General features: G+C 42.7%; 22 protein-coding genes and 1 riboswitch. Of the genes, 4 read left to right on the top strand and 18 right to left on the bottom strand.

What is annotated here, in order from left to right:
- Together MHI37_RS08435 and MHI37_RS08430 are read right to left on the bottom strand one after the other, a co-directional pair.
- Complete coding sequence (locus tag MHI37_RS08435; RefSeq protein WP_076336169.1) at positions 1-774, bottom strand: SDR family oxidoreductase; 774 nt, start codon at positions 772-774, stop codon at positions 1-3.
- 77 nt (positions 775-851) lie between these two features.
- Entirely contained in the window at positions 852-1,313 is a 462-nt protein-coding gene (locus MHI37_RS08430) for a chemotaxis protein CheX (RefSeq protein WP_076336170.1), read from the bottom strand.
- Between the two features lie 172 nt (positions 1,314-1,485).
- Between MHI37_RS08430 and MHI37_RS08425 the strand changes: the two genes are divergently transcribed.
- The gene (locus MHI37_RS08425; protein WP_076336171.1) at positions 1,486-2,496 is read left to right on the top strand and encodes a zinc dependent phospholipase C family protein; all 1,011 of its coding nucleotides are present in this window, start codon (positions 1,486-1,488) and stop codon (positions 2,494-2,496) included.
- 31 nt (positions 2,497-2,527) lie between these two features.
- Here the strand turns inward: MHI37_RS08425 and MHI37_RS08420 are convergent, their stop codons facing one another.
- A complete protein-coding gene (locus tag MHI37_RS08420) occupies positions 2,528-3,526 on the bottom strand; it encodes an HRDC domain-containing protein (protein WP_076336256.1) in 999 nt (332 codons plus the stop codon).
- A 241-nt stretch (positions 3,527-3,767) separates the two neighbouring features.
- Here MHI37_RS08420 and MHI37_RS08415 point away from each other — a divergent pair, with 241 nt between their 5' ends.
- Positions 3,768-4,061 carry a DUF3055 domain-containing protein gene (locus tag MHI37_RS08415; protein ID WP_179090175.1) on the top strand — a complete coding sequence of 98 codons (294 nt, stop codon included), beginning with the start codon at positions 3,768-3,770 and terminating at the stop codon, positions 4,059-4,061.
- A 51-nt stretch (positions 4,062-4,112) separates the two neighbouring features.
- A complete protein-coding gene (locus MHI37_RS08410) occupies positions 4,113-4,391 on the top strand; it encodes a hypothetical protein (RefSeq protein WP_076336172.1) in 279 nt (92 codons plus the stop codon).
- Between the two features lie 69 nt (positions 4,392-4,460).
- Here MHI37_RS08410 and MHI37_RS08405 read toward each other — a convergent pair whose 3' ends face one another.
- The 7 genes from MHI37_RS08405 to MHI37_RS08375 form a co-directional block, all read right to left on the bottom strand.
- Entirely contained in the window at positions 4,461-5,225 is a 765-nt protein-coding gene (locus MHI37_RS08405; RefSeq protein WP_076336173.1) for a metallophosphoesterase, read from the bottom strand.
- Positions 5,226-5,316: 91 nt separating this feature from the next.
- A complete protein-coding gene (locus MHI37_RS08400) occupies positions 5,317-7,122 on the bottom strand; it encodes an ABC transporter ATP-binding protein (protein ID WP_076336174.1) in 1,806 nt (601 codons plus the stop codon).
- A 20-nt stretch (positions 7,123-7,142) separates the two neighbouring features.
- Positions 7,143-7,601, bottom strand: coding sequence for a lasso peptide biosynthesis B2 protein (locus tag MHI37_RS08395; protein ID WP_076336175.1), 459 nt, complete (start codon positions 7,599-7,601; stop codon positions 7,143-7,145).
- Between the two features lie 15 nt (positions 7,602-7,616).
- On the bottom strand, positions 7,617-7,925 hold the full coding sequence (locus MHI37_RS08390; RefSeq protein ID WP_076336176.1) for a lasso peptide biosynthesis PqqD family chaperone: 309 nt from the start codon (positions 7,923-7,925) through the stop codon (positions 7,617-7,619).
- Between the two features lie 3 nt (positions 7,926-7,928).
- On the bottom strand, positions 7,929-8,852 hold the full coding sequence (locus tag MHI37_RS08385) for a hypothetical protein (RefSeq protein ID WP_076336177.1): 924 nt from the start codon (positions 8,850-8,852) through the stop codon (positions 7,929-7,931).
- A 93-nt stretch (positions 8,853-8,945) separates the two neighbouring features.
- The gene (locus tag MHI37_RS08380; protein ID WP_144023634.1) at positions 8,946-9,089 is read right to left on the bottom strand and encodes a paeninodin family lasso peptide; all 144 of its coding nucleotides are present in this window, start codon (positions 9,087-9,089) and stop codon (positions 8,946-8,948) included.
- A 15-nt stretch (positions 9,090-9,104) separates the two neighbouring features.
- Positions 9,105-11,045: an asparagine synthase-related protein gene (locus tag MHI37_RS08375; RefSeq protein WP_076336178.1), complete on the bottom strand. Its 1,941-nt coding sequence runs from the start codon at positions 11,043-11,045 to the stop codon at positions 9,105-9,107.
- Between the two features lie 410 nt (positions 11,046-11,455).
- On the opposite strand from MHI37_RS08375, the gene MHI37_RS08370 reads away from it, so the two are divergent.
- On the top strand, positions 11,456-11,788 hold the full coding sequence (locus MHI37_RS08370) for a helix-turn-helix domain-containing protein (protein ID WP_076336179.1): 333 nt from the start codon (positions 11,456-11,458) through the stop codon (positions 11,786-11,788).
- A 195-nt stretch (positions 11,789-11,983) separates the two neighbouring features.
- Positions 11,984-12,065, bottom strand: a riboswitch (cyclic di-GMP riboswitch).
- Positions 12,066-12,242: 177 nt separating this feature from the next.
- On the opposite strand, the gene galE is transcribed toward MHI37_RS08370, so the two are convergent.
- From galE to MHI37_RS08330, 8 genes are all read right to left on the bottom strand, one after another.
- Complete coding sequence (galE, locus tag MHI37_RS08365; RefSeq protein ID WP_076336180.1) at positions 12,243-13,298, bottom strand: UDP-glucose 4-epimerase GalE; 1,056 nt, start codon at positions 13,296-13,298, stop codon at positions 12,243-12,245.
- A 112-nt stretch (positions 13,299-13,410) separates the two neighbouring features.
- Complete coding sequence (locus tag MHI37_RS08360; RefSeq protein WP_076336181.1) at positions 13,411-15,717, bottom strand: right-handed parallel beta-helix repeat-containing protein; 2,307 nt, start codon at positions 15,715-15,717, stop codon at positions 13,411-13,413.
- Between the two features lie 50 nt (positions 15,718-15,767).
- Positions 15,768-17,348 carry an oligosaccharide flippase family protein gene (locus MHI37_RS08355; RefSeq protein WP_076336182.1) on the bottom strand — a complete coding sequence of 527 codons (1,581 nt, stop codon included), beginning with the start codon at positions 17,346-17,348 and terminating at the stop codon, positions 15,768-15,770.
- Between the two features lie 9 nt (positions 17,349-17,357).
- Positions 17,358-17,915 carry an acyltransferase gene (locus tag MHI37_RS08350; protein WP_144023636.1) on the bottom strand — a complete coding sequence of 186 codons (558 nt, stop codon included), beginning with the start codon at positions 17,913-17,915 and terminating at the stop codon, positions 17,358-17,360.
- A 50-nt stretch (positions 17,916-17,965) separates the two neighbouring features.
- The gene (locus MHI37_RS08345) at positions 17,966-19,150 is read right to left on the bottom strand and encodes a glycoside hydrolase family 88 protein (RefSeq protein WP_076336183.1); all 1,185 of its coding nucleotides are present in this window, start codon (positions 19,148-19,150) and stop codon (positions 17,966-17,968) included.
- A 23-nt stretch (positions 19,151-19,173) separates the two neighbouring features.
- Entirely contained in the window at positions 19,174-20,355 is a 1,182-nt protein-coding gene (locus tag MHI37_RS08340; protein WP_076336184.1) for a glycosyltransferase, read from the bottom strand.
- Positions 20,356-20,365: 10 nt separating this feature from the next.
- Positions 20,366-21,559: a glycosyltransferase gene (locus MHI37_RS08335; RefSeq protein ID WP_076336185.1), complete on the bottom strand. Its 1,194-nt coding sequence runs from the start codon at positions 21,557-21,559 to the stop codon at positions 20,366-20,368.
- A gap of 10 nt (positions 21,560-21,569) precedes the next feature.
- Positions 21,570-22,727 carry a polysaccharide pyruvyl transferase family protein gene (locus MHI37_RS08330; protein WP_076336186.1) on the bottom strand — a complete coding sequence of 386 codons (1,158 nt, stop codon included), beginning with the start codon at positions 22,725-22,727 and terminating at the stop codon, positions 21,570-21,572.
- Between the last annotated feature and the right edge of the window lie 3 nt (positions 22,728-22,730).

Here is a 22,730-nt window from a genome sequence, read left to right as displayed (position 1 = left end):
TTATTTTCGATTCAACATACCGCCAAATAATCGATCAATCGTGCGTGGCAGCAATTGATAGAGCTTGATTCCAAAAGCTGCTGTTCTTGGCAGGTCGAGCTCTGACTTCCGCCGTTCAATCAAACGAATAATGCCTTTCACAACATACTCTGGCTTCATCATAAACCAACTGACATTTTTAACGTAAGAGCCGGAAGGATCAGCCAGTGAAAAAAAAGGCGTATCGATCGGACCTGGATTCACCGCCGACACTTGAATGCCTTGTGCGCGAAGCTCCATTCGCAGTGAGTTAGTGAAGCCGAGCACCGCATGCTTCGTAGCCGTATAGCTGGTTGATTTCGCAGTCCCTATCTTCCCAGCGAGCGATGCAATATTAACAATATGCCCGTTTCCTGCCTTCACCATATGAGGGATAACCGCCTTCGTACAGCGGACAACTCCCATATAGTTCGTATCCATCATTTCCTCAAAACTCTCCACAGGCATGCTTGTAAAATTTTCGAATTGGCCGTAGCCGGCATTGTTCAGCAATACATCTATTTTACCATATTTCGCGATGACGGCATCCACTGTTTCTAATACCTGCTCGTAATCCGTCACATCCATTTGATAGTAGCAGTATTTCCCTTTAATTGAAGCTGATATCCCCTTCAGCTTCTCCAAATTGCGTCCTGTCAGCACCGGAATTGCACCGCGTTCCGCCAATTCTTTTGCCAATAAAGCTCCAAGCCCGCTTGATGCTCCTGATATTAAAATGACTTTATCCTTCAACATCCCACATCACCCATTTACAAGTTTACTTGATTGGAACTATAGACGCAAAAAAAGCTCCCTAAGGAGCTATTTCTGTGCTAAGATGCGATTAAAACTTGAATATCAAGTTCTCCGATGCCTTCCATAATAAGCGGAATCGTCAACGCCTTCTGTGCTGTGAAGCCTGCTGACTGAGCAGACTGGATAACCTTCGGAGGCGTAATGTCTACTCTCACACCTTGGTTAAACAGCATTGTGCTGGCATTCCCGCTAATCATGTTGCCAAGCTCAGAAATAGCGCTCTTCACGATTTCGTCGATTTCAGAAATCACGTATCCGCCCATCATGGCGGAAACCATTTTCATAGCTACCTCTTCACTTAATCCAAATACAATGTCACCCTGCATCTGTCCTTTGAGACCGATTTGAATCCAAATATAGTTTTCCACAAACTTGATATCCTTGAGACCTAGTACTCCAGTCTCAGGACGTATTTGAACTACCTGCTCAATCACAATTTTGGCGGATTCCAAAAACGGGTTAATGTACTCAGCCTTCATAATGAGGTTACGCTCCTTTTCGACAAAATTCGTGCTTTGTCTTATTTAATTTTATTATACTTAATTATATAGGACAAGTATACTATAAATAAATTCTATAGATCGTAAGAACTAATTATTTGCAGGAAAATTATATTTTTTTGCATAGATATGGAATGGAGCTGATTTTGCGATGCCTAATGTCTGGGCTCATTTGATATTTGGACAGCTTGTACTTGAAAAGCTTAATGAAAGCGAACTACTTCTGTCGGACGAGCATAAAAATATGTTTAACATGGGCTGTCAGGGACCTGATTTTTTATTTTATCATCGTTTCCTACCTTGGCAGCGCAGCGCCGCCTTAAATCGATTGGGCTCATACATGCATAATAAAAGCTGTGGACCAGTGCTCGTAGAATTGCTTGATCATATTAGCGGTAGACCTATAAGCGCTACACGTCCTGATTCCGCAGTTTTGTACACACTAGGATTCGTTCTCCATCATGTTCTTGATCGAAATTTGCATCCTTATGTATTTAGTAAATCCGGCTTCCGCAAATGGGATCATCAGCGATTCGAAATTATGATGGATACGTTAATGGCTAAAGAGCTGTGGAACATTGAAACATGGAAGACTCCTGTTTGGTTATACATTGATACGAAGGGCAGCTTTCCTCCTCCAATTATCGATGCCTTTGAATCTATTGTCTCTACCTATTATAAGGAGCTGTCGCCGCTTATTCGTCGTGAGGACTGGAACCAAGCAAATCGTGATTTCAAAGCAGCACAGCGTTTGTTCCATGATCCAACCAGCATACGAAGGAAACTAACCTTTGGACGAATAGAACCGTTTGTATACAAAAAAGAAGCGCTTGATGGCGATATATTAAATCTTGCAGAGCAGCCTTGGCTTGATCCAGTAGATGGCAGCACCTATCATAATGAAAGCGTGTGGACGTTATGGGAGCAAGCTACGAATGACGCACTTGAAGTAGTGAGTGCCATCCTGACTTGGTTAAGGGCACATCATACACCCCAATTTACCAAAGAGGATCGCACTCACGTTCGTCAGCTAAGAGACGCCGCCATTTCCTTGATTGGCAATCGCTCTTATGAGACTGGTCTGGATTACGACCCAGCTGTGTGCATTCGTTTCGCAGATACGATATGGCCTGACCAGCCCGGCATCACGGAGGCTCCTTAGCTGATCGCTTGCCATGCGGTTTAGTTAGCAGCTAAACCGCTTTTCCCGTAATATTTCTACGAAAGCGCAGTCTTATTAATCGCAGACGCTCATACAGCACATCGACTGGCTTATTTAGCTGAGCTGGCTCCAATGTACCGTATACCTGCTGAAGCACTGGCTTTAAATATTTGTCGCCGACCGTAGTAAGAGCTTCCCATACGAGCTGCTGCTCATCCTCCGGCACTTCTATAAGCTCTCTCACAATTAACGGTTCAAAATCATAGCCCTCCTGCTCAAGCTGCTCAATCCGATCCATCAGCTCTCGTCTAGAGAGCTCAAGCTCTACTCCAAGCTGCTCAAGCGTGCCTCCTTGCTGCACGGTCAGCAATATATGTTTTTTCGCCGCATGACGATCCATTTGCGCTTTGAATTTTACTTCCTTTTGTTTATATAGCCATTGCGTATACGCCTCGGCATCCAGCTTCTCCTCTACCCATTGCAGTGGAAAAGCACTCGTTCTTTCAGCCTCGGATGTTATTGCCAGCATCTCCTGTCCATAGGAAGCATGCTTAGTGCTGCCCCATCCTGGAATTTGCGTCAGCTCATCCTCTGTCTTCGGAACAAATGCGCTGATCATCCATAGAATACGATTGGTCGCAATTAAATACGCTGAACGTTTTTCTAATATGGCTCTGGAGCGGCGCCATTCCCTCAGCTTCTGAAAGAGCTCCTCATTCGCATGCAGCTCTCCATAGCATTGCAGCATGGATACAAAGCTGCTAATAGAGCCCCGACGATCGTCGAGCATGCCATCAATGATGGGAACATAACCTTCCCCCATCACTCTCGCGACGCCATGACGGAAGACGATCATCATTTCCTCCCATGAAGTGCCTTCAAACCAGGACTGAGGGTCTGCATTATTCTCCTCATCCTCTACCCATATCACTGACCATACCCCCTGGTTTTCACTAATAGACAGCTGCGCGCTCACGAACTGATGCTCTTCCCCGGGCTTTTCGAATGTGTTCAAAAATACGATTTGCATGTTAGCCTCAATCCTCCAATAATTAGATGTAATCGTGAACATGAACAGCAGAGCAGCAGTCCAAGCTGAAGGCAGATGTGAGGGATAACAAAAAAAAGCACCCCCTCTGCCTACGGCAAAGGAGGTGCTTCCTCTCAAGTTCAATGATTCGATTGCTTTCATGCTATCATAATGATTTCTTTATGACAAGCATTTTATTGTTGTATAATAAATGTACTAATAAAGTGGAGGATAACAAAACATGCTGCCTGAATTTGATTTCATGTCCGATTTAACGGAAGATACATCTACAAGATTCGTCACCTTTATCGGACCTAGCTTAAAGCGCTTTGACCTTGCTATTACTTCTACAAGCCGATTTTACGGCAAGAAGCTGGTCACCGATCTGCAGTTTGGCAAAACAGCAATTATCGGGCCAGATGACCTCGAAGAAGAAGGATACCTTGAATATGCCTTTAAAATAACAGAAGAAGAAGCTGCCGAGCTCGCCCAATTTTTATATTTTGTTGTTGGAACGGTGCATTTTACCGATTAATCTGGGAACAATGAAGTGGTAGTCAAATACCATTTCAGGAGGAGTCTGCTTATGGATCGGTTTATTCAGGAGAATCGCCAGCCGTATACAGATGTTTCAACAGTAGAATCACAGCGCAACGATCTTATTCCGGAGGAGTTCCCCGAGGGCCCCTATGGCTCCGACCTGATGCTGGAGTCACTCGGGAAGAGTGCGCCTTGGCGTATAGACCAGCGTTCCTCCAACCGCTTTAGCTATGAAAATCGAGCGCTTCATGTTGATTTGCCACGTGACTATCCGGGAGAAGATGAGTACAGTCATCCTTTCCCGGAAGTGCATGACGAGCCCTAAATAAGTTGAGCCCTTGATGTGCCGCAATTTGCGTGCACAGCCAAGGGCTCTTTTTTTTCCTGCTTTAGCTCACAGATCATGAATCGTTATTTCGCTTCTCACCATGAACCTTGCATTTACCCCTGCTTGGCCAATGCCCTTCGAAATATAGAAGGTACCATTCTGATCCTTGTGCAACCCTTTATAGATGCCTTTGACCGTTAATGGTCCTTTCGGTTTAAATACAAAAAAGAACGGCACATTCAACTGCTTTCCATGCAGATGGCCGGCCATTAAATAATGATAAGGCTGCTTGATGGACAACAGTACATTCGGGTCATGAGTGATTACAACGATCGGCAATTTGTTATCAATTCCCTTGAACGATGGCCGAATTCGACTATGATTCGTACTGTCGTTATCGATGCCAACGAGCTCGAAATCTCCTACTCTTCTATTTTCATTTCGAAGGACGGGAATGCCATAAGCTTTAAATACGTCAAGGAGTCTCTGTAAACGAGGCAGCTCATAATCATGATTGCCAAGCACCGCATACACAGGAACCCCGCAACCGGCAATAACTTTGAGATAATAGGCAACACGCGGAATAAAACGTTCTTTGTACGTATAATCGCCTGTCAGAAATATATAATCCGGCTTCGCCTTTTCAATCTCTTGACGAATTCGTGTAGCGCTCACACGCAAGCGATCTACGTGCAGATCACTAATTTGCAGTACCCGTTTGTTTAAGCCGATCGGATGGCTGACCTTCTCAATCTTGAGCCATTGTGTAGGGAAAATAAAGAAAAGATAGAGGAGAAGCACCGATCCTGCTGCTGTTAGAATAATAGCCAAATACGTCCTCCTATTCAAATAATCACTGATTGGCGCTACGCGAGTAGATCATTATTTTAGTTCAACTTATATTAGTATAATGAACTTTTCTCTACAAAGCTACCTGCAGCTGATTGCCAAGCAGATGGCTAAACAGTCCTTTTTTGTCCTCCGACAGCATGATAAAACTACCTGACTGCACCACCTTACCCTGCTCCAAAACAATAACCTGATCTGCATTACGAATCGTAGACAAGCGATGTGCAACGACGATTACTGTCATAAATCCCTTCAGCCGCTCAAGCGCCTCTTGAATTTTCTTTTCATTTAAGCTGTCCAGAGAACTCGTAGCTTCATCGAGAATCAAAATATGCGGTCTCCTCAAAATAGCTCTTGCGAGCACCAGTCGCTGACGCTCTCCACCTGATAAACGAATGCCGCGGTCACCAATGACCGTATCTAGGCCCTCCGGAAGCTTTCGAACAAATTCAGCTGCTGAGGAAAACTCCATCGCTTCCCACATTATCTCCTCACTTGCACTTGGATCGATGATTAATAGGTTTTCCTTAATCGTTCCATGAAATAGAAAAGGCTCTTGTGGAACGTAGCTGACTGCTCTTCTTAGAGAGAACAGCTCACTGTCCGTAACTACTTTACCATCAATGAGAATATGACCAAGCTCCGGCTTCATCAGCCCCATCATCAAATCGATCAAGGTACTTTTACCAGCCCCAGATTGACCAACGATCGCAGTCATTCCGTTAGCAGGAATTTTCAAATTAATCGCTTCCAGCGTAAAATCAGGTTGCTCCTTGTCATATCGAAAATAAACCTGCTGACATTCAAGCTGATGCTCGATTTCGTGAGGGATAACATGTTCGCCGCCCAGCTCATCTCCAGCCTTCAATTCCTTAGCTGCGATACATTCCTCTTGAAGATCCATTAACACCTTAAAAGCAGGCAAGGAAGAAGCGAGCTGCTCCATATTCGATTGTATCGTTGTAAAGCGCGGCCATAGGCGTGCGAAAATGACCATAATGAGCAGCAAATATCCTCCTTGACTTTGGAAGAGCATGACCGAGGCGAATACGAAGGCTGCGATCATGATAGCCGAAAACAATTTATAAAAGAGCTGCGAATTGCTCCGCACTCTTGAATTTTCATATCGTTCATGCGCGATCTTCCCGGACCAATCAAGCAGCCAGCGGTAGCGCGATGCTTCTAGCAAATTGCTCTTAATATCCTTCATCCCGTTAAAATGATCAGAAATGCCTGCCAAATAGTTTTGGGCGAGCTCTGTCGTAGCTTTCCCAATGACTCTGGATTGCTTAATGTATTTTCTTGAGAGCAGCGCTACGGCGATTCCGCAGCATAAAACAAATAAGGTCATTAGAGGCGAAATAAAAAATGCTAAACCAATTTGGATAACGGTGAACGCAGCGGATGCGATAAGCTGCAAAAAGAGGAATGTGCCATTCGTAACGCGGGCGAGCTCGCCTGTCAAAGCATTGATTAGGTCACTTTTTCTTCGCGTAATAAAGAAGCCCCAGTTGGCTTGCAGAAGCGACCGATACACTTCTAATCGAATGTGATTGACATAGCCGGTATGCATTTTCATTTCTCGCAAACTTAAAGTTCTTCCTACTAAACCTTGTACAGCAACCAACGTGATATAGATCGCTAAAATAATAAACAACGCATTTGCTTTCGGCAGTTGCTGAAGCGCTGCTAAATAATGAATACCAGGTATGGATGCTAGTGGAATTTCAACAATTCCAATTATGCTAAGCAAAGGGGCTATCATCAGAATCCCTATGCCGTCCAGCAAACCTATGAGCATCATTCCAATTAAATTAAAGTATAGCGCCTTACCGCCGTATTCATGGAGCTTCTTGGAGAAAAACATAAGCTGATTCATCGATTCATTACCTTCTTTATTTAGTAATGTATTCCTTTAGCAAACATACCTGTAACCGTAAACCGGTCCATTTCTTCAGCGCCAGTAATGTATTGTGAACCGCTTCGCAGCCATGCGTGTGCGATCAGCTTACCGCACTCGTCCTTGCATGTTCCTAGATAAAGCGTGCTGCTTATGTTTCGTCGCTCCAGCATCCTCATTCCAGCAATGGCTCGAGCCAAACATTTGCTATCCCATGGCGTATGCTTGCTTACGATATGAATGGCAGAACGAATCTGGACTAGCGATTGCCTATGATCCGCAACTGGCTCCTTATTCGTTTCTCTCATATATTGTCCCAGCGAGGGAGCAATCTTCGAGAAGGGCTGATAAGCTATGCAAATTCTAGCCCATCCCAAAAATAACGCAGCTTCTACTAATAGAAATAGCGTCATCGCATCCAGTGAAAACAATGCTTTTAATCTCATCATCTTTTCCATAGGCTCTCCGCAGAACTATTCTTTCAAATGAATAAGACGTTCTTCTACCAAGTGGGTCAAAAATGACAGCACCTGCTCCTCACAAACCTCTCTGGTTACTTCATAATCTACCAGCAGAGCTTCTACTACATCCCGAATGGCAATTGGCTCCTTGAGCAAATCCCAGATCTGGCTGCCCATTACGCCCAAATTATAATATTTCCCGTTTTCAATGCTCAAAATGACCTTTTCCTCGCCCATGTCGCTTACAATATTGCCGGGGTCTTGCACAACTAGCCGCTCCATCAATAAAGCTTGAATCGTAGTGGTCCCACTCTTTGTCATGTTCTATTCCTCCGTACTTATAATATTTAAAATAAGATCGACTAGCTGCGGTGCCGTAAACCCGGATATGGGCCTGCTGATCTGATAAATGGGCAGCTCCGCTGCAAGCTTGGCAGAGCAGTTGAAATGCCAGCGCGTCAAACCTAGCTTTTGAATCAAAAATTGCCTATAGGTGTGTTTGAACAACATGTCAAACCGCTCAAGCTTAGAGATGAGTTTAGCACCTACTTGCAAAGAATCCGTTTTCGCTAGCTCGAACACACCTCCCAGCGGCAGAGGGCTAGAGCAAAAGCTTTCTTCAACCGGCAGGCAAAATTTTTCTTCCCTGCCATAAATGCTGCGCAGCTCCGAATTTTCTAACCCAAAGGCGTCGAGACTTTGCTGCCAGAGCTTTTGCTGCGGATATGCAGGCCAAACTACCATTGGCTTATCTGCTGCGGGCTGAGTGAGCGCAATAACGTCATCACTTAATAGTGAGTAGCCCTTGCTTAAAAATGCAGCTGCTAGCGTTGATTTACCAGCACCTGAGTGACCTGCAAACGCATAGGCTTTGCCATTGATCGCAATCGCGCTTCCATGCAACGGATAGATGCTGCGCTGCAGCAGCAGCGCTCCTACGCAGGTGCCCAATACATACAGACGGATTAAATCCTCATCAGCTCCCTCGATAGGGGAAACGATAATCCTTTTACCAGCCTCAATACGAAATACCGCTGCATCGGGCATAAGGACAGTAACAGCAGCGCCAGCTACATCAAAGTCATATGGCTCAATGCTTATCGTATCCTTTAAATAACGGTCAACGATGATTTCAACATCAGCATGTCCGCTGAATGCGATCCTATGGGGAAGCTCAGGCAATGGCAGCTCGCTCTCAAAAGTCAGCCCAAATGCTCCGTATATCATTTTGGTTTGCGTGACCAACAATGTTCTCACTCCATCTCTTGCTTAATAATAGCTGGAAAGCCCCTATACACTTCATGTATAAGGGCTTTCTTTGCCATACGATTGATATAATGATTAGCTAGTAAAACGCGGGTTCTCAGAATATTCACCTGGCACATAAGCCTCATCCGTAAACGGACCGCCTGTAGTCGAAGCCGCAGTCATATGTACATGAAGGATTTCCAGCTCAGGTTTGTTCCATTGTTTTTTTGCTTCCATAGTTGTCACCTCCCTTCAAGTCATTTTTTTGAGAAAGCGGTACAAAATAACGCTTCTCATCAGCAATCTGTAATTAGGATCAATCGCATGCCTCGGCTTAGCACCTTCTTCGAGTCGAGAAAGCGCGGAATCAACAACCTTGCCATCCATATACTGCATAAATGTAGGGTCTTTGCTCATTTGCCGAAGTTCCTCCATGAAGTCCTTCCACCTCGGCAGCATACGGTGAACCCAATCGGCTCCTTGTACTCCTCTTGTCCGCTGATTCAGTCTGATCTGATCGGGCAGCAGCTTATCGGTAGCACGCCTAATCAGAGCACGATCCATCCCCTTCTGAACATACTGTCCCTCTGGAAGAGAAAGACAATATTGGATCACTCGGATATCGTTAGTCGGATCCCGCTTCCATAGCCCGTACCTTAGTGACAGCTTCGTTGACAGCGTATTGCTAGCATTCCAATGGAACAACTCTTCAAAGTGACTCTTTCTTCCTTTATAAATATCGTTGTCGGCAAACCAGCCCGATTCGTTGAAGCCACATTCTCTCAGCCGATGGAACACATCTGTCCTTTTGGCAAAATCAGCATTGATAATTACTGGGTAGTGATATTCATTCTCACTAGGTCGCAGTTGTTCTAAAATCGGAAATGCCTTTCGGCTCACATTTGAGAAAACATGCGCACGGCCTGTGCCTGTATTCAAGCTATACAACCGCATTTCACGAAGCAGCTTGAACCAACTCATTTTTTTCAGCAGCTTAGCGTAATACGGAACCGCGGAACCCCAGGAGATGGAAAGATTCCCTCTCCCTCCATTGAGCAGCACGCCTACTCCCTGCTCCTGAGCTTTCTCAAACATCCCTTTCATCCAAAAGGAGTTCTCAAAAAACTTATATGGCATTTCCATAATATCTAGAAAACCGTCGATCTCGGAGTAGGAATCTCTTCCTTCAAAAGCAAGATAGTGATCCTCGATGCCTCCAACATGCTTGACAGTAGCTTCAATAAAAGGACGTTCGTTTGTGACCATAAATTTCGGTGTATAATCAATAAAATCATCAGTAGGAACGTAGCTGAACGTATGGAGCTTCTTATTTTGAGGGAGCAGTGTCCGAGCAGCGAAACCTACAATTGAGCCTGAGTCCAAACCTCCGCTAAGCTGTGCGCCCACCTCGCGGTTCGTACGCAGCCTTGAGGATACCGCTTGCTGGAACACCTCTTGGAAGGCTTCGACATATTGGTCATCCGATTTGAAGCGTATAGGCTGAACCGCCTGAAGCTGGTCATATCGTTCGAGCACCATTCGCTCGCCTATTATCGTAATGCTATGGGAGGGCGGGAGCTGCTCAATATTCAGATACACGGTTTTTGAAGCATCTACGGTATCAACCATACCGGATATCGCCAGATACTCTGCAAGCCATTGCTCATTCAGCAAACGATCCGTTCCAGACAGTTTTAGCAATGGTTCAATGGTTGTGCAGAAAGCAAAGCGTCCAGTATGGCGATGGTAATACAGCGTTCGTCCGCCAGAGAAATCTCTAGCACCGAACAGCTTGTTTTTTTTACGATCCCAGATCATGAAAGCAAAATCACCCACCAAATGCCGCGGCGCTTCATTCCCCCACTTATCATAGGCGAGCAAGATAAGCTCGGTATCAGATATCGTCTCCCTATGTGCTGGCCCTACTTGAAGCCGGTTAAACAGCTCCAACCGGTTATCAATAATAGCATCCGCCGTTATGACTAATTCTCTAAGCGGATCATAACAAGGGTTTCGCTCACCTATCGACTCTGGTGTAATCCACTGATTATGGCAGCCTAGAAAAATATGATCCTCTTGCCAAGCTTGAGCCGCATCGCAAGGATAATGGGATAAAGCTTCCATTATTTTGCCGCCACATATCCATGCTTGATCTTCCTTGTCGGTTTGGATTACTCCTGCAATGGCGCTCATGGTTCCCTCCGGTTAAAGCTTACTTTCATTCTATATAGTGATTAACTGTAGTCGTTCATTCAAATTGATGATAGTTCTTTATAAAGAACATATTTGAATATTACACTTGAAAACCACCTTTGTCAATCACATTTTAGTGAATTATTCCAAAAATTACAGGTTTTTTGTTCTTTATTAAAAACACTCCAGCGTTTTTTAACCTATGATTATAATCTGCTGGCCATTTGCTTTACACCATAAAAATAAAATTCATTTCCAGCAAAAAAAGATCCACTTATTACAACGAATAAGCAGATCCTTCTGTCTAAATTAAAAATCTTAGTTCGTTATAGCTCACAAGCTTTCGTAATTAAGAAATTTTCGTTATAATAGAGAAAGTCTACAACGAAGCGATAACGGAGGAGTATGTTATGGTCGGAGAACGCATTCAGATGCTGCGCAAGAGAAAAGGCCTATCCCTAACGGAGTTATCCCAACGGGCAGGTGTTGCAAAGTCATATCTAAGCTCCATTGAGCGAGGGCTACAGCAGAACCCTTCGATTCAATTTCTCGAAAAGGTAGGCATCGTCTTAAACGTAACAGTTGAGGATTTTCTCAATAATGACGATAAAACTGATCGCAATCCTGATCAATTGGACAATGAATGGGCTGACTTAGTTAAAGAAGCCATGGCCTCCGGCGTAAGCAAGGATCAGTTTAAAGAGTTTCTAGAATTCAACAAATGGAAAATAAAGCGCGAATAGCGCTTTTTTTACTTTTTAAACGGCTGTTTCTTGGATATCATTGGTTTTGCTCTCAGTAAGGCATAGTAGAACCTTTCGCACATCATCTTTGCTAAACCCCAAAGAACGTGCATTTTGGATCAATGCAACCCACTCCATATCCAAGTCTTGGTTATCTTCCGATTTAACAAGTACCATTTCCACTTGTCCCCCATTCATTTTGGGACGGTTGCACCACTGACTCCACGCGTTTAAGGTGCCCAGATAATAAACGCATTTCAACGTCTCCCTATGCTTGTCATTCGCTTATATCTGTATTATATATGAGTCCAATTGCGCATGCTGTCACTTCATGTCTCATAAAAATAGGAAATAATTATATTTTTTGTCGAATAATCTTTCATTTTTGTAAATGCGATTGACATGACTAGTAGGTTTAGCCTAGAAAATTTCATCGTAGTTTTGCAGTGCATTTTCACTCCCAAGAGGCTGCTGCAATTTCACGTACGGAAGACGAGTTTTCCTCGTAGCCGTTTGGATTGGATGATTGCCATCTCCAGGAATCCTCGCACATTTCCTCAATTCCACGTTCCGCGGTCCAATTCAGCTCAGCATTCGCCTTCTGAGTATCCGCAAAACAAACGGCAATGTCACCGGGTCTGCGAGCAGCGATTTGATAAGGAATACTTCTCCCTGCTACTCTCTCGAAGCCTGCTATCATCTCTAATACGCTATAGCCCTGTCCTGTGCCAAGATTATAAATATCTACGCCTGACTTGCCCATAACCTTCTCCAACGCTCTCAGATGGCCCTTTGCAAGATCCACGACATGAATATAATCTCTTACACCCGTTCCATCAACTGTTTCATAGTCGCTGCCAAATACGTTCACCTTCTCCAGCTTGCCAACCGCAACCTGCGAAATATAAGGCATCAGGTTGTTGGGAATTCCGTTAGGATTCTCGCCAATTTTTCCGCTTTTATGTGCGCCGATCGGATTGAAATAACGCAAAATAGAAATTCCCCATTGCTCGCTCGATGCGGCTAAATCCTGTAAAATTTGCTCAAGCATGAGCTTTGTTCTTCCATAGGGATTCGTCGCGCCAAGCGGAGAATCTTCCGCTATCGGGGATAGCTCGGGACGCCCGTAAACCGTCGCTGAAGAGCTGAATACAAGCTTATGTACATTATATTTATTCATGACCTCGCACAAAATTAAGGTGCTCGTTATATTGGTATAATAATAGGACAGCGGCAATTGAACCGATTCGCCAACCGCCTTAAGGCCAGCAAAATGAATAACGGCATCAATTGAATGTCTAGAGAACACGAGCTCCAGTCCACCACGGTCCATAAGATCCATTTTGTAAAAGGTAAAGTTTTTGTTCGTAATTTCCGCAACTCTATTTAATGAGATATGGCTGCTATTGCTCAAATTGTCCACGACCACTACCTCATACCCAGCTTCAAGAAGCTCAATGCATGTATGACTGCCAATATAACCGGCGCCGCCTGTAATTAAAATTGCCATTTCACTAACCCCTCTTCCGTAATTATGATATAGAACAAATTATTCCTTATGTACACAATCTATTCAAATAAAATCCCTGCAGCAGAAAAACTCCAGGGATTAATTCCCAATATCAGGTATTTCCTAAGTCTGTATTATCAATTAATCGGACAAACGGTGCAGTACCCGTAATTGCTGCGCCCTTAAATACAGATTTTGCAACGGTTACGGAATTGTTTTTCCGAAGCCAGTGGAAATTCAATTTTGTATTGTCCATATAGGATTGCGCAATTATCGCTTTATTGTCATTGTCTGCTTTCCCAATTGAAGCATTCACAAAGGTAGAGCCCGTAACAAGCGAGTTGCCTTCCATCATCAGCCCTATACTTTGAAGCAAACTATTTCGCATAGTAACCTGCCTCGTATACTCAGCATTGTTAGAGCCTAGCTGTATATCACTGTTTCCAAGGAGCGGCGTTTTCGCACGAATAAACTCACTGTCACTAACATGGCTGCCCTCAAAACGCACAGAACCTTCAATGACGGTCATTCCCTCTACTAAATTCGGTCTACCAGCATAATTCTGAGGTACGACTACAGCTGCATCGTAGTTTTTGACGGTTACATTTTTTATAACGGCACCTGCTGCTATAATATTAAAGTTTGGTGTTGAAGCATTATCTGGGCGCCAATCTCTCTCTACCGATACGTTGTAAATATAGCATCTACCATAATTATATCTTCCGATATTAAATCCCGCTACTCCTGCATCCTTAATGGCTACCGGCGCCCCTCCAAGAGTTTCAGAAACCTGGAAGCTTACCGATGTAACATTTATGGTGTAATACAGCTTATCAACACTTATGCCGGTTGGCACCTTCCCTATCCACTGCTCAAATGATACTTTTGCTCCGTTGCCCATGCCGTGCGCGGTTTTAAACGTAAAGGTACTCGTGGACGTATTCACTACAGGCGTACCGAAATATCCATAAATGCTTGAGCCATAAAATAGGCCATCTTTGATTTGAATATTTTGAACAACGGCCCCTCTCACATCAAGAAGTCTCAAATTTCCATTTTGAATAACAGCACCGTTTACAAAATTATCGCCTTGCACCCACAGCTCGCATCCTTTAAACGTATTGTTCGTAAACTTCACATTCGGAAAGTTTGCATATGAGCTCACACCTCCGACATTTGTCCCTTCGAAGGTATTGCCATCGATAGAAACGTTAGACCCGTCGGCATTGACCAAATGTCCTCTAGCATTGCTATAAATATGATTATCTTTAATATAAATGCGATAGTTAAGCTCTATTCCATTCGGGCGGTCCGCTGTCTTGTATGGAATATTGGTTTCCATGTACATAGATTCAATATCAATGCCAAACATAGGAGGGGTGCCGTTTCGAAAATTTGTGGTCACTCCATCCTCCGCATAGCCGATATGATGAATCTTATTGCGGTAGACATGAGTATCATTGGATGCACAAATGGAAATGCCTTGTCTTCTGCAATGATGAATATGGCAATCGTGAATAAGGATATGCTGCCCCATTTGCTCCTGGGTATAGGCCGCAGGATCAATCAGATAATTTTCGTATCCAGTAATAATCCCATCTCCGATACAATCTGAAATTTCAATGTTGAAGATTTCAATATGATTGGAGCCAAATGATCCGATTCCATAACCGCTCTCATGTGTATAAAATGAGTTATCCACCTTCGCTTGAATACTAGCAATTTGACTATCTGTTAGTGGAGCAGCAAGTGGGATCGTAAAAATCATTTTGTTGTTTTTACTGAAGTCCTTCTCTTCATTAAGAAACCAGCCTCTTCCCGTTGAGCTCGCAGGTGCAAAAAGGCCATCCGTACGCGAACCAGTTAATGTTTGTTTGGAAATCGTATCTTTATATTGATAGAAATGATAGCCGGCAGCATTCACCCCAGGTATACTCCATAGTCTAAAATAAGCTAGCAGTCCCGGGTTTGCATAACGATCAACAACCTCACTGCGAATCCAGTTAGGATCATTGTTCAGAGTTCCGTCAGCATTCACTCCGCCTCTAACAAATTTAACAGCTATCTCGTAAATATGCTCCTGCTTATCACCTACCAGCCTGCCGCCTGATATTTTCGAGTTAGTAAGCCCTCTCATTTCAATGATAGAATAACTTGGTGAGGAAGTGCCTACTAACTTAATCGTACAGCCATCCTCAAGCTCAAAATGGATGCCGCTCTGCATTTGAATCGCGACGAGAGAGCTTGGATCAAGACTAACAGAATAGCTGCCTTTTGGTAGAATGACATGGAGATAACCCGCAGACTTGGCCCAACTAATGGCATTATTGATCCCTTTCGTGGCCTCAACTGCATTCAAGCCTATGTTACTAATATTAAAACGATCTAATTCAATGCGGTAAGAGGTTTGTTCATTCATTTTCTTCACCTTCCTTTTACTATCAACGTATGCAGCTTGTCAGTAAAAGGTTACTTATTGGACTCTGTGCCTAGTCTATTACGCCGCTTAATCTGATTCCAAAGACTTGTGCTCTTCATCATCAGCTTGCTTAATAGTGCTTGAACAATATTATACAAATATTTGAATTGTTCGGTCCGATGAAACACGATAATATAAAAAACATTCACGATAAAGAGACAGATTATCCCTTTAAGGAACAGCCACGCAATAGTAGAAGACGGCAGAAAATGAATAACATAACCCACGATTCCACCAGCAGCAATTCCTAAGGTAGTATAAAGAGCGTAGTGATAATAATAATGTCTTACTGGTTGATTGAATACCTTACGGTATACAAGCAATGGGGTATACCAGAAAGGGACGAGCAGAGCGCTCACTAATGTACCTATAAATATTCCAGCTATACCTATATATTGAACAAGAACTAGAGATAACGCGAGATTAACTACAGCTTGAAACAACGGAGCAAATCGATCCTCATGAAAAATACCGGCCGTCGATTTCACTGCGGTTAATGAGTTTCTCATTCCTCGTTCATAAAATGATAGGATGAGCAGAAGCACCACGATATTCGTCATTTGATACTCTTGCCCGATCCAAATCTCGATTAGCGGATCAATCAATAAATAAAGTCCAATGGACAATAGTGAATATAACCAAAAATTAAGCAAATACGTAACCTTAAAAATTCGGTATACGGCTGCCGCACTCTCCTTAGCGATTAAATTGCCAAGGCTATGATACATATTTGAAAATATTTGATTAAGCAAGGTTCGGCAAATATCGATTAGCATTTTATAATTAGAATACAAGCCTACAGCAGCAATACTTACAAAGGAAGAAATAAGTATACTGTCCACTCCAAATATAAAATAATTACCGATATTTTGAAGGATAATTGCCTTCATATTTTTGATGAAATTAGCCTTTGTCTCCGGGTCCAGCTTGCTCTGCACCTTCTCCTTCAAGAACGGATACAGCTTATTTACAATAAGCACTAATATTATGGAGGTAATAATGGAAAGAGCACTCTCTATTGCTAAATATAAGATATAGTTTTTTGTGAAATACAAAATAGCAATTTTCATACCGGTAGAAATGATAGCTGATACAGAAAATACGGCTGTGATGATGTAGTTTTTCTGATTTACATTCAAAAAGGAATGCTTGTAAACAAATAAATAAGGCACTGCTGTATTAATCAAAAACAATAAATAGATAATACTAATATTTTCAACACTTGTTTCCTTTATAAATAGATCCAAAAAGGGCATTACCGCTAAACCAAGCAGCAGCACAATGCCAGCTATAATAAGATAGGCTTTTTTGTACAAGCTCATTAGAGCTAATATTTTCGGCCTATCATTATTGGCGACTGGCTTATATAGATTATAGATAATACTCGAACCTATGCCAGCCTCTGCCAAGGTAAGCATGGCGAGTATGCTTGTGAATAGACCATTAATACCTAAGTATTCGACTCCTAAACTATTAATGAAAACAGTCCTTGATACGAAGCTTAATATCGTAATTACGAGCTGATTGCCTAGGCCGACAGAAATATTTAATAATGAACTTTTTACTCTCATACGATACTCCTATCTGATAAATCCATTTGTTCCTCGCAAGGCTTGGGACATGCTTTCACGCTGTACTTTAGATATTTCCCCTCTTAAGGTATAGCTTTCATCGTACTTAGGAATCACTTCTAATAATTTTCTTGATTTCGCGATATAATCCTCAACAGTACTAATCACTTTGGCAGGATTCCCCGCTACAATACATCCTTCTGTTACCGATTTAGTAACAACACTACCTGCTGCTATTATTGATCCCTTGCCTAATATTACTCCCGGCATGATGACTGCTCTTGCACCAATAAAAACATCGTCTTCTATCGTAACGCAGCCAATTTTAGTATATCCAGTTATTAATTTAGTGCTTGCATCATGTGCCAATATGTATACATGTGGCGCTATAGTAACATTATTGCCTATGCTAATCAGCCAACAATGCGAATAATCAAAGATGACTCCAGGCTGTATTGAGCAATTTCCACCAATTTTCATTCCGAGCTTCACATAATCATCAAGCCATAGTTCCTCCAATATCCATTTACGTATTCTTGCTTTTGCAAATGATATTATCCTCTTCACTATGTCCTACCCAACTTTCCTATATGGAATGAGAATATTAAGCAGCATATCTACCTTCCCACTGCTTTAGAATGTCCATTTACTAAACGAATACAGAAGCCTTGCGTAAAGGGCAGTACGTTAAACAGCATAGAGTACACGCCTATATCCTTTGTATCTCCTTGGGAGAAATCTACCGCGCCGTTTCTTCTGGTCACCTTCATTAAATAATGAATCGCTCGCTCTGCTCCCTCGGTGCATGGTTCAGCAAGCTCGTTAATTTGTGAGGCTTGCAGCAGAAACCAGCCTAATGTAGCTGTGGTGGAAGAATCCGCTCTCGTCTCGTTTCGAGTTACGGTCCAGTTCCAATTTCCATCTGGCCTTTGGAAAGCAAGAATCGCCCGAGCGAATTTTTTCACAAAGAGATCTAGCTTTTCCTTTGCCTCATGCCCATCTGGCAATTCACGCCAGGCATCGATTAACCCAATCGCTAGCCAGCCAAGTCCCCGCCCCCAGCCAAATAATCCTAACGGCAACGCATTTTTCGTGTGGTAGGCATGGCTTGGAATACAATGGCCATCAAGCATACCGTATCGTTCATATTGCTCAAGCTGCTTGACTGCGAGCTGAACACAAGCCTCATTGTTATACTTTATTCCATAGGAAACGAGGAATGGACAGATGAAGCCAATCGTATCGACATAACGATAATCCTTCATAAATTTCCGATATTGGACCGTGCCATCCTCACCGATATGAGCTTGAATTAGCTCCCATATGCTGTCCAGCGCTGGCTTATATTTCGTTATGTCTATCCCATCAAGCTTCATCACTCCGTAAGCAAGAATGGCTGAATCGATATAGACTGGCGGCTCCCTCCATTGTCCGTTTTCATCAAACTTTGTTTTTAAATATTGCTCGACACTGCTTTTCAGCTCGTTATCTGCTCCGTTTTTCAAGCGCTCAGACAGTCCTAGCAGCAAGGATGCTTCCTGCCAGTGCTGAATAACGCTCTTCGAATAGTTGCCTTTCAGCATATCAATCGCAACCAGTCTCACGTTATCGGTTACTTTAATTTTCGGTGTATGTTTAAGCCAGCTTACGCCAATATGCGTAATGGATTGATTCCATGCCTGTTTATCCTTATATCTTCCAATATGTATTCTACTCAGCCAATCCCTTCCAACGGGTATGACATCAATGCATACAATAATAGCAACGATAATCAACAAAATAGCAGCTAGAATTTCTAGCATCTTATTCGCTCCTCTTTACACCATTATATTAGCGCATATAATTTTTCGATTTCCTGCTCGGTTCCGAAATATTCCTTTGAAAGCTCATTAGCAAAAGAATCCCTAAGACCCTTGTCCTTGATCAGCAGTTCAATTCCTTCTGACAGTGCTGCAGCATTCATCTCAACAATTAATCCATTGTGGTTATGCTCAATTTGGTCTTTAGCTGTACTAAAATTAGTAAGAATAATAGGTTTATTCAAAATTTTCGCCTCGTCAATGGCTATCGATTTCCCCTCAAATCGTGAGGGCTGAACATAAATATCTGCCTCTTTAATATAAGGGTACGGATTTTCCTTCATTCCCACTAAATAAAAATGCTGAGCGAGCCCTTGCTCCTCAATAAGCAACTCCAGCTTCTGCCTGTCATCCCCTTCACCTACGACGTACCACTTAACGTCATGCCCGCTGCTCACCAATATCCCACAGGCTTCAATAGCAAGCTCAAAGCCCTTCTGGTAATTCAAGCGCCCGATTGAAACAATCGTTATCCCTTTGGTTTGCCTAAATTCTGTTTTCACAGCCGACATTTCATGAATCATGGCAGGCGATACAATGTTATGAATAACACTAACCTTTTGTTTAAAGTGCGGAAAACGCTGCATCAGTACTTCTCCACAGCCTTCCGACACCGTAATCAGATGATCCAATTGCTCAAAGTATGGAATGTCCAGACCTGCGTCCATCCCCAGCTTGTCATAATCATTATGAATAAAACCAAGCTTTACAGCTGCATTAACCTTCTCAATACTGAAATAAACCGGATTCTTCTCAAGGAATCCGATTGCTGCGTCATAGCTTTGATCAAGCCTTGGCAGCGCTTTGGACAGATACTTCCATACCCGTTGCTCGCATCTAGCTGGATTTTTTTCTGTATAAAAGATGAAGCCCGCTTTCAGCCTAGCTGCTGCTAAACCAATTTTCCCTTTTTTCAAACAATCTACAACCGCCGATTTCATCGACATGTCAAAGTAGCTGTAATCATTGCTTTCATTAAGCACTGTTACTTGCTCTGGGATCTTATCGTAAAAAATACCTTCATGCTTAAATAAATAAAGATCGACCTCGTATTTGGAATAATCTATCGTCTGGAATAAGGAGATCAATGCCTTCTCTGCTCCGCCGCAATTCAAGTTATTCATTACGAACAATATTTTTTTTTTCATTTTCGTCCACCTATGCAAGGAGTTGGTACAGCTTCTTTATCTCTTCTTCTGTCCCTAGCTTTTGTCTCGATAAATGCTCAACAATTTGATTGGCAAGTCCCTTGTCTTGTATGAGAGCTTCAATACCAGAGGCGACCGCAGCTGCGTTCATATCGACAATAAGACCATCCACGCCATCATTAATTTGATCCTTTGCTGTATTGAAACGAGTAACGACAATCGGTTTATTTAAAATTTTCGCTTCATCTATCGCAATCGATTTCCCTTCAAATTTAGAGGTTTGCACAAAAATATCAGCCTGCTTGATGTAGCTATACGGATTGTTCTTTAAGCCGAGCAGCTTGAAGTGCTGTGTTAATCCATTTTCCTCAATTAGCTTCGTTAATTTTTCTCTCTCCTCACCTTCTCCAATAATATTCCACTTCACATGATAGCCGCGGTTAAGCAGATCTCTACACGCCTCTACGGCCAAATCGAACCCTTTCTCCGGCGTCAGTCTTCCAACCGACAGAATAATCAGCTCATCTCCGGTTCGGTCGTAAACATCATGCTCTTGTTCCTCTGCCATGCTTCTAATCGTGGTTGGGGATACAATATTGTGAATAATATTAATCTTGTGGGATTGATCCGGGAAATTTCTTTCCAGCGTATTGGCACACTCCTCGGATACGGTCACGATGTAATCCAATTTTTCAAAATAATTAATATCATGGATCGGATCCATCCCTAATTTATCGTAATCGGTGTGAATCCAGCCAATTTTCTTATCGGCATCCACCTTTTCAATACAATAATAAATGGACGTTTTTTCTAAAAATCCGATGGCGGCATCATAATGTTTTTTCAATTTCTCCATAGACTTAGACATATACTTCCAACTAAGCTGTTCTCCAATAGAGGCATTTTTGGCTCTTCTATTTTCCAAGCTAAACATAAATCTATAATAGGCAAGTGAGAGATTCCCGCTTCGTAAATAGCGTTGTACTGATAGACCAAGACCTAGCTTAAATAAATGAAAGGTTCCAGCTACTGGAACAATACGAACCTGCTTAGGCACCAGCTCCATAAACAGCCCTTCTACATTCAGCAGCTGGAGATCCACGTTATATTGATCGAAGTCTATTTGATTCAATAAATTAACTAAGCTTCGTTCACCGCCGCCGGAGGATAAGCTTGGCATGACAAACAGTAGGTTTTTTTTCATATTCCCCTCATTAACCTAGACCTTTGATATAATCGACTGCGCTATAGGACATTTTTTGGATACGCGGCATAGCTTTCTTTAACTGATTTCTAATTTCCACTTCTTCCTGCTGCATCTCATTGAACTTTGCAATTAGACGCTCTCCATTTGATATTTCCTCAATGCCAAGCACCAATTTTTCCTCGCCGAAAATATCCATTGCTATTCCTTTCGACTTTACGCTGTAGCCAAGCACCATCGTTGGCACGTTGTTGGAATAAGCAGCAATCGTTGCGTGTGTGCGTGCACCTATAAAAAATCTCATTCTCGCAATATAACCTTTGTATTGAATGGCTGTTAAATGATCCGGCAAAAGAATGACTCTTCCCGTATCCTGGTAAGCCTCATAGTAATTTTTCAACAGCTCATAATCATTGTTGCCGTTAATCATCACATGTGGCGTTAAAGCAATTGTCATATCGGTTTTATTCAATATATGCCGAATTAGCTCATCTACGGCAGCCTGTGACTGCTTATTGCGCTTCCAGACCAGCGGACTGAAATTAAGCCCGACCGTATTTCCTTCCTGCCAGCCATTTGGCAATGCCAATTCTTCCTTCTCCATCGTAAATGCCGGGTCCGCACACAGCTTAACATTGTTAAGTCCCTTGCCAACAAGCATATTGTAGGTTAATGACTCCCGGGATAAAATAAGATCAAAAAGCTTTAAATCCTCGAGCTTTCTCTCTGACATATCCTCTTCACCGATCGAGCAGCCCCATAATACCAGCTTCTTTCCTTGTTCCTTCACTCGCCTATCAATCTCATACCAGCCTGGCTGCTCACCATAACAATAATTGTCGCCGCCAATAGATAAGCAAACATCCATTTCTTTTATATTTTTAATAATATTGTTGTGAATTTTCCCTAGTGCATAGGATTCATCCTGATATAGCTTTACCTTTAATGAAGATAGAAACCAATCATAGGAGTACTTTTTTATTTCCAGCACAGATCCATCATATATTCCGTCGAGCTTAACTATCATTCGATCGGTTTCTGGGTTTGCTGAGGCCAAATATACTTTGGCATCTTTAATCCGTTCCTTCAAAATAGCTGTAGAAGAACGGACAATGGCTTCACAGCCTCTATTCAGACTTCCGTCATGTGCAAACATCATGATTTTCATCGC

This window comes from Paenibacillus sp. FSL H8-0548 (assembly GCF_038630985.1).
GTDB lineage: Bacteria > Bacillota > Bacilli > Paenibacillales > Paenibacillaceae > Pristimantibacillus.
This window is presented reverse-complemented; position numbering and strand designations above follow the sequence as displayed.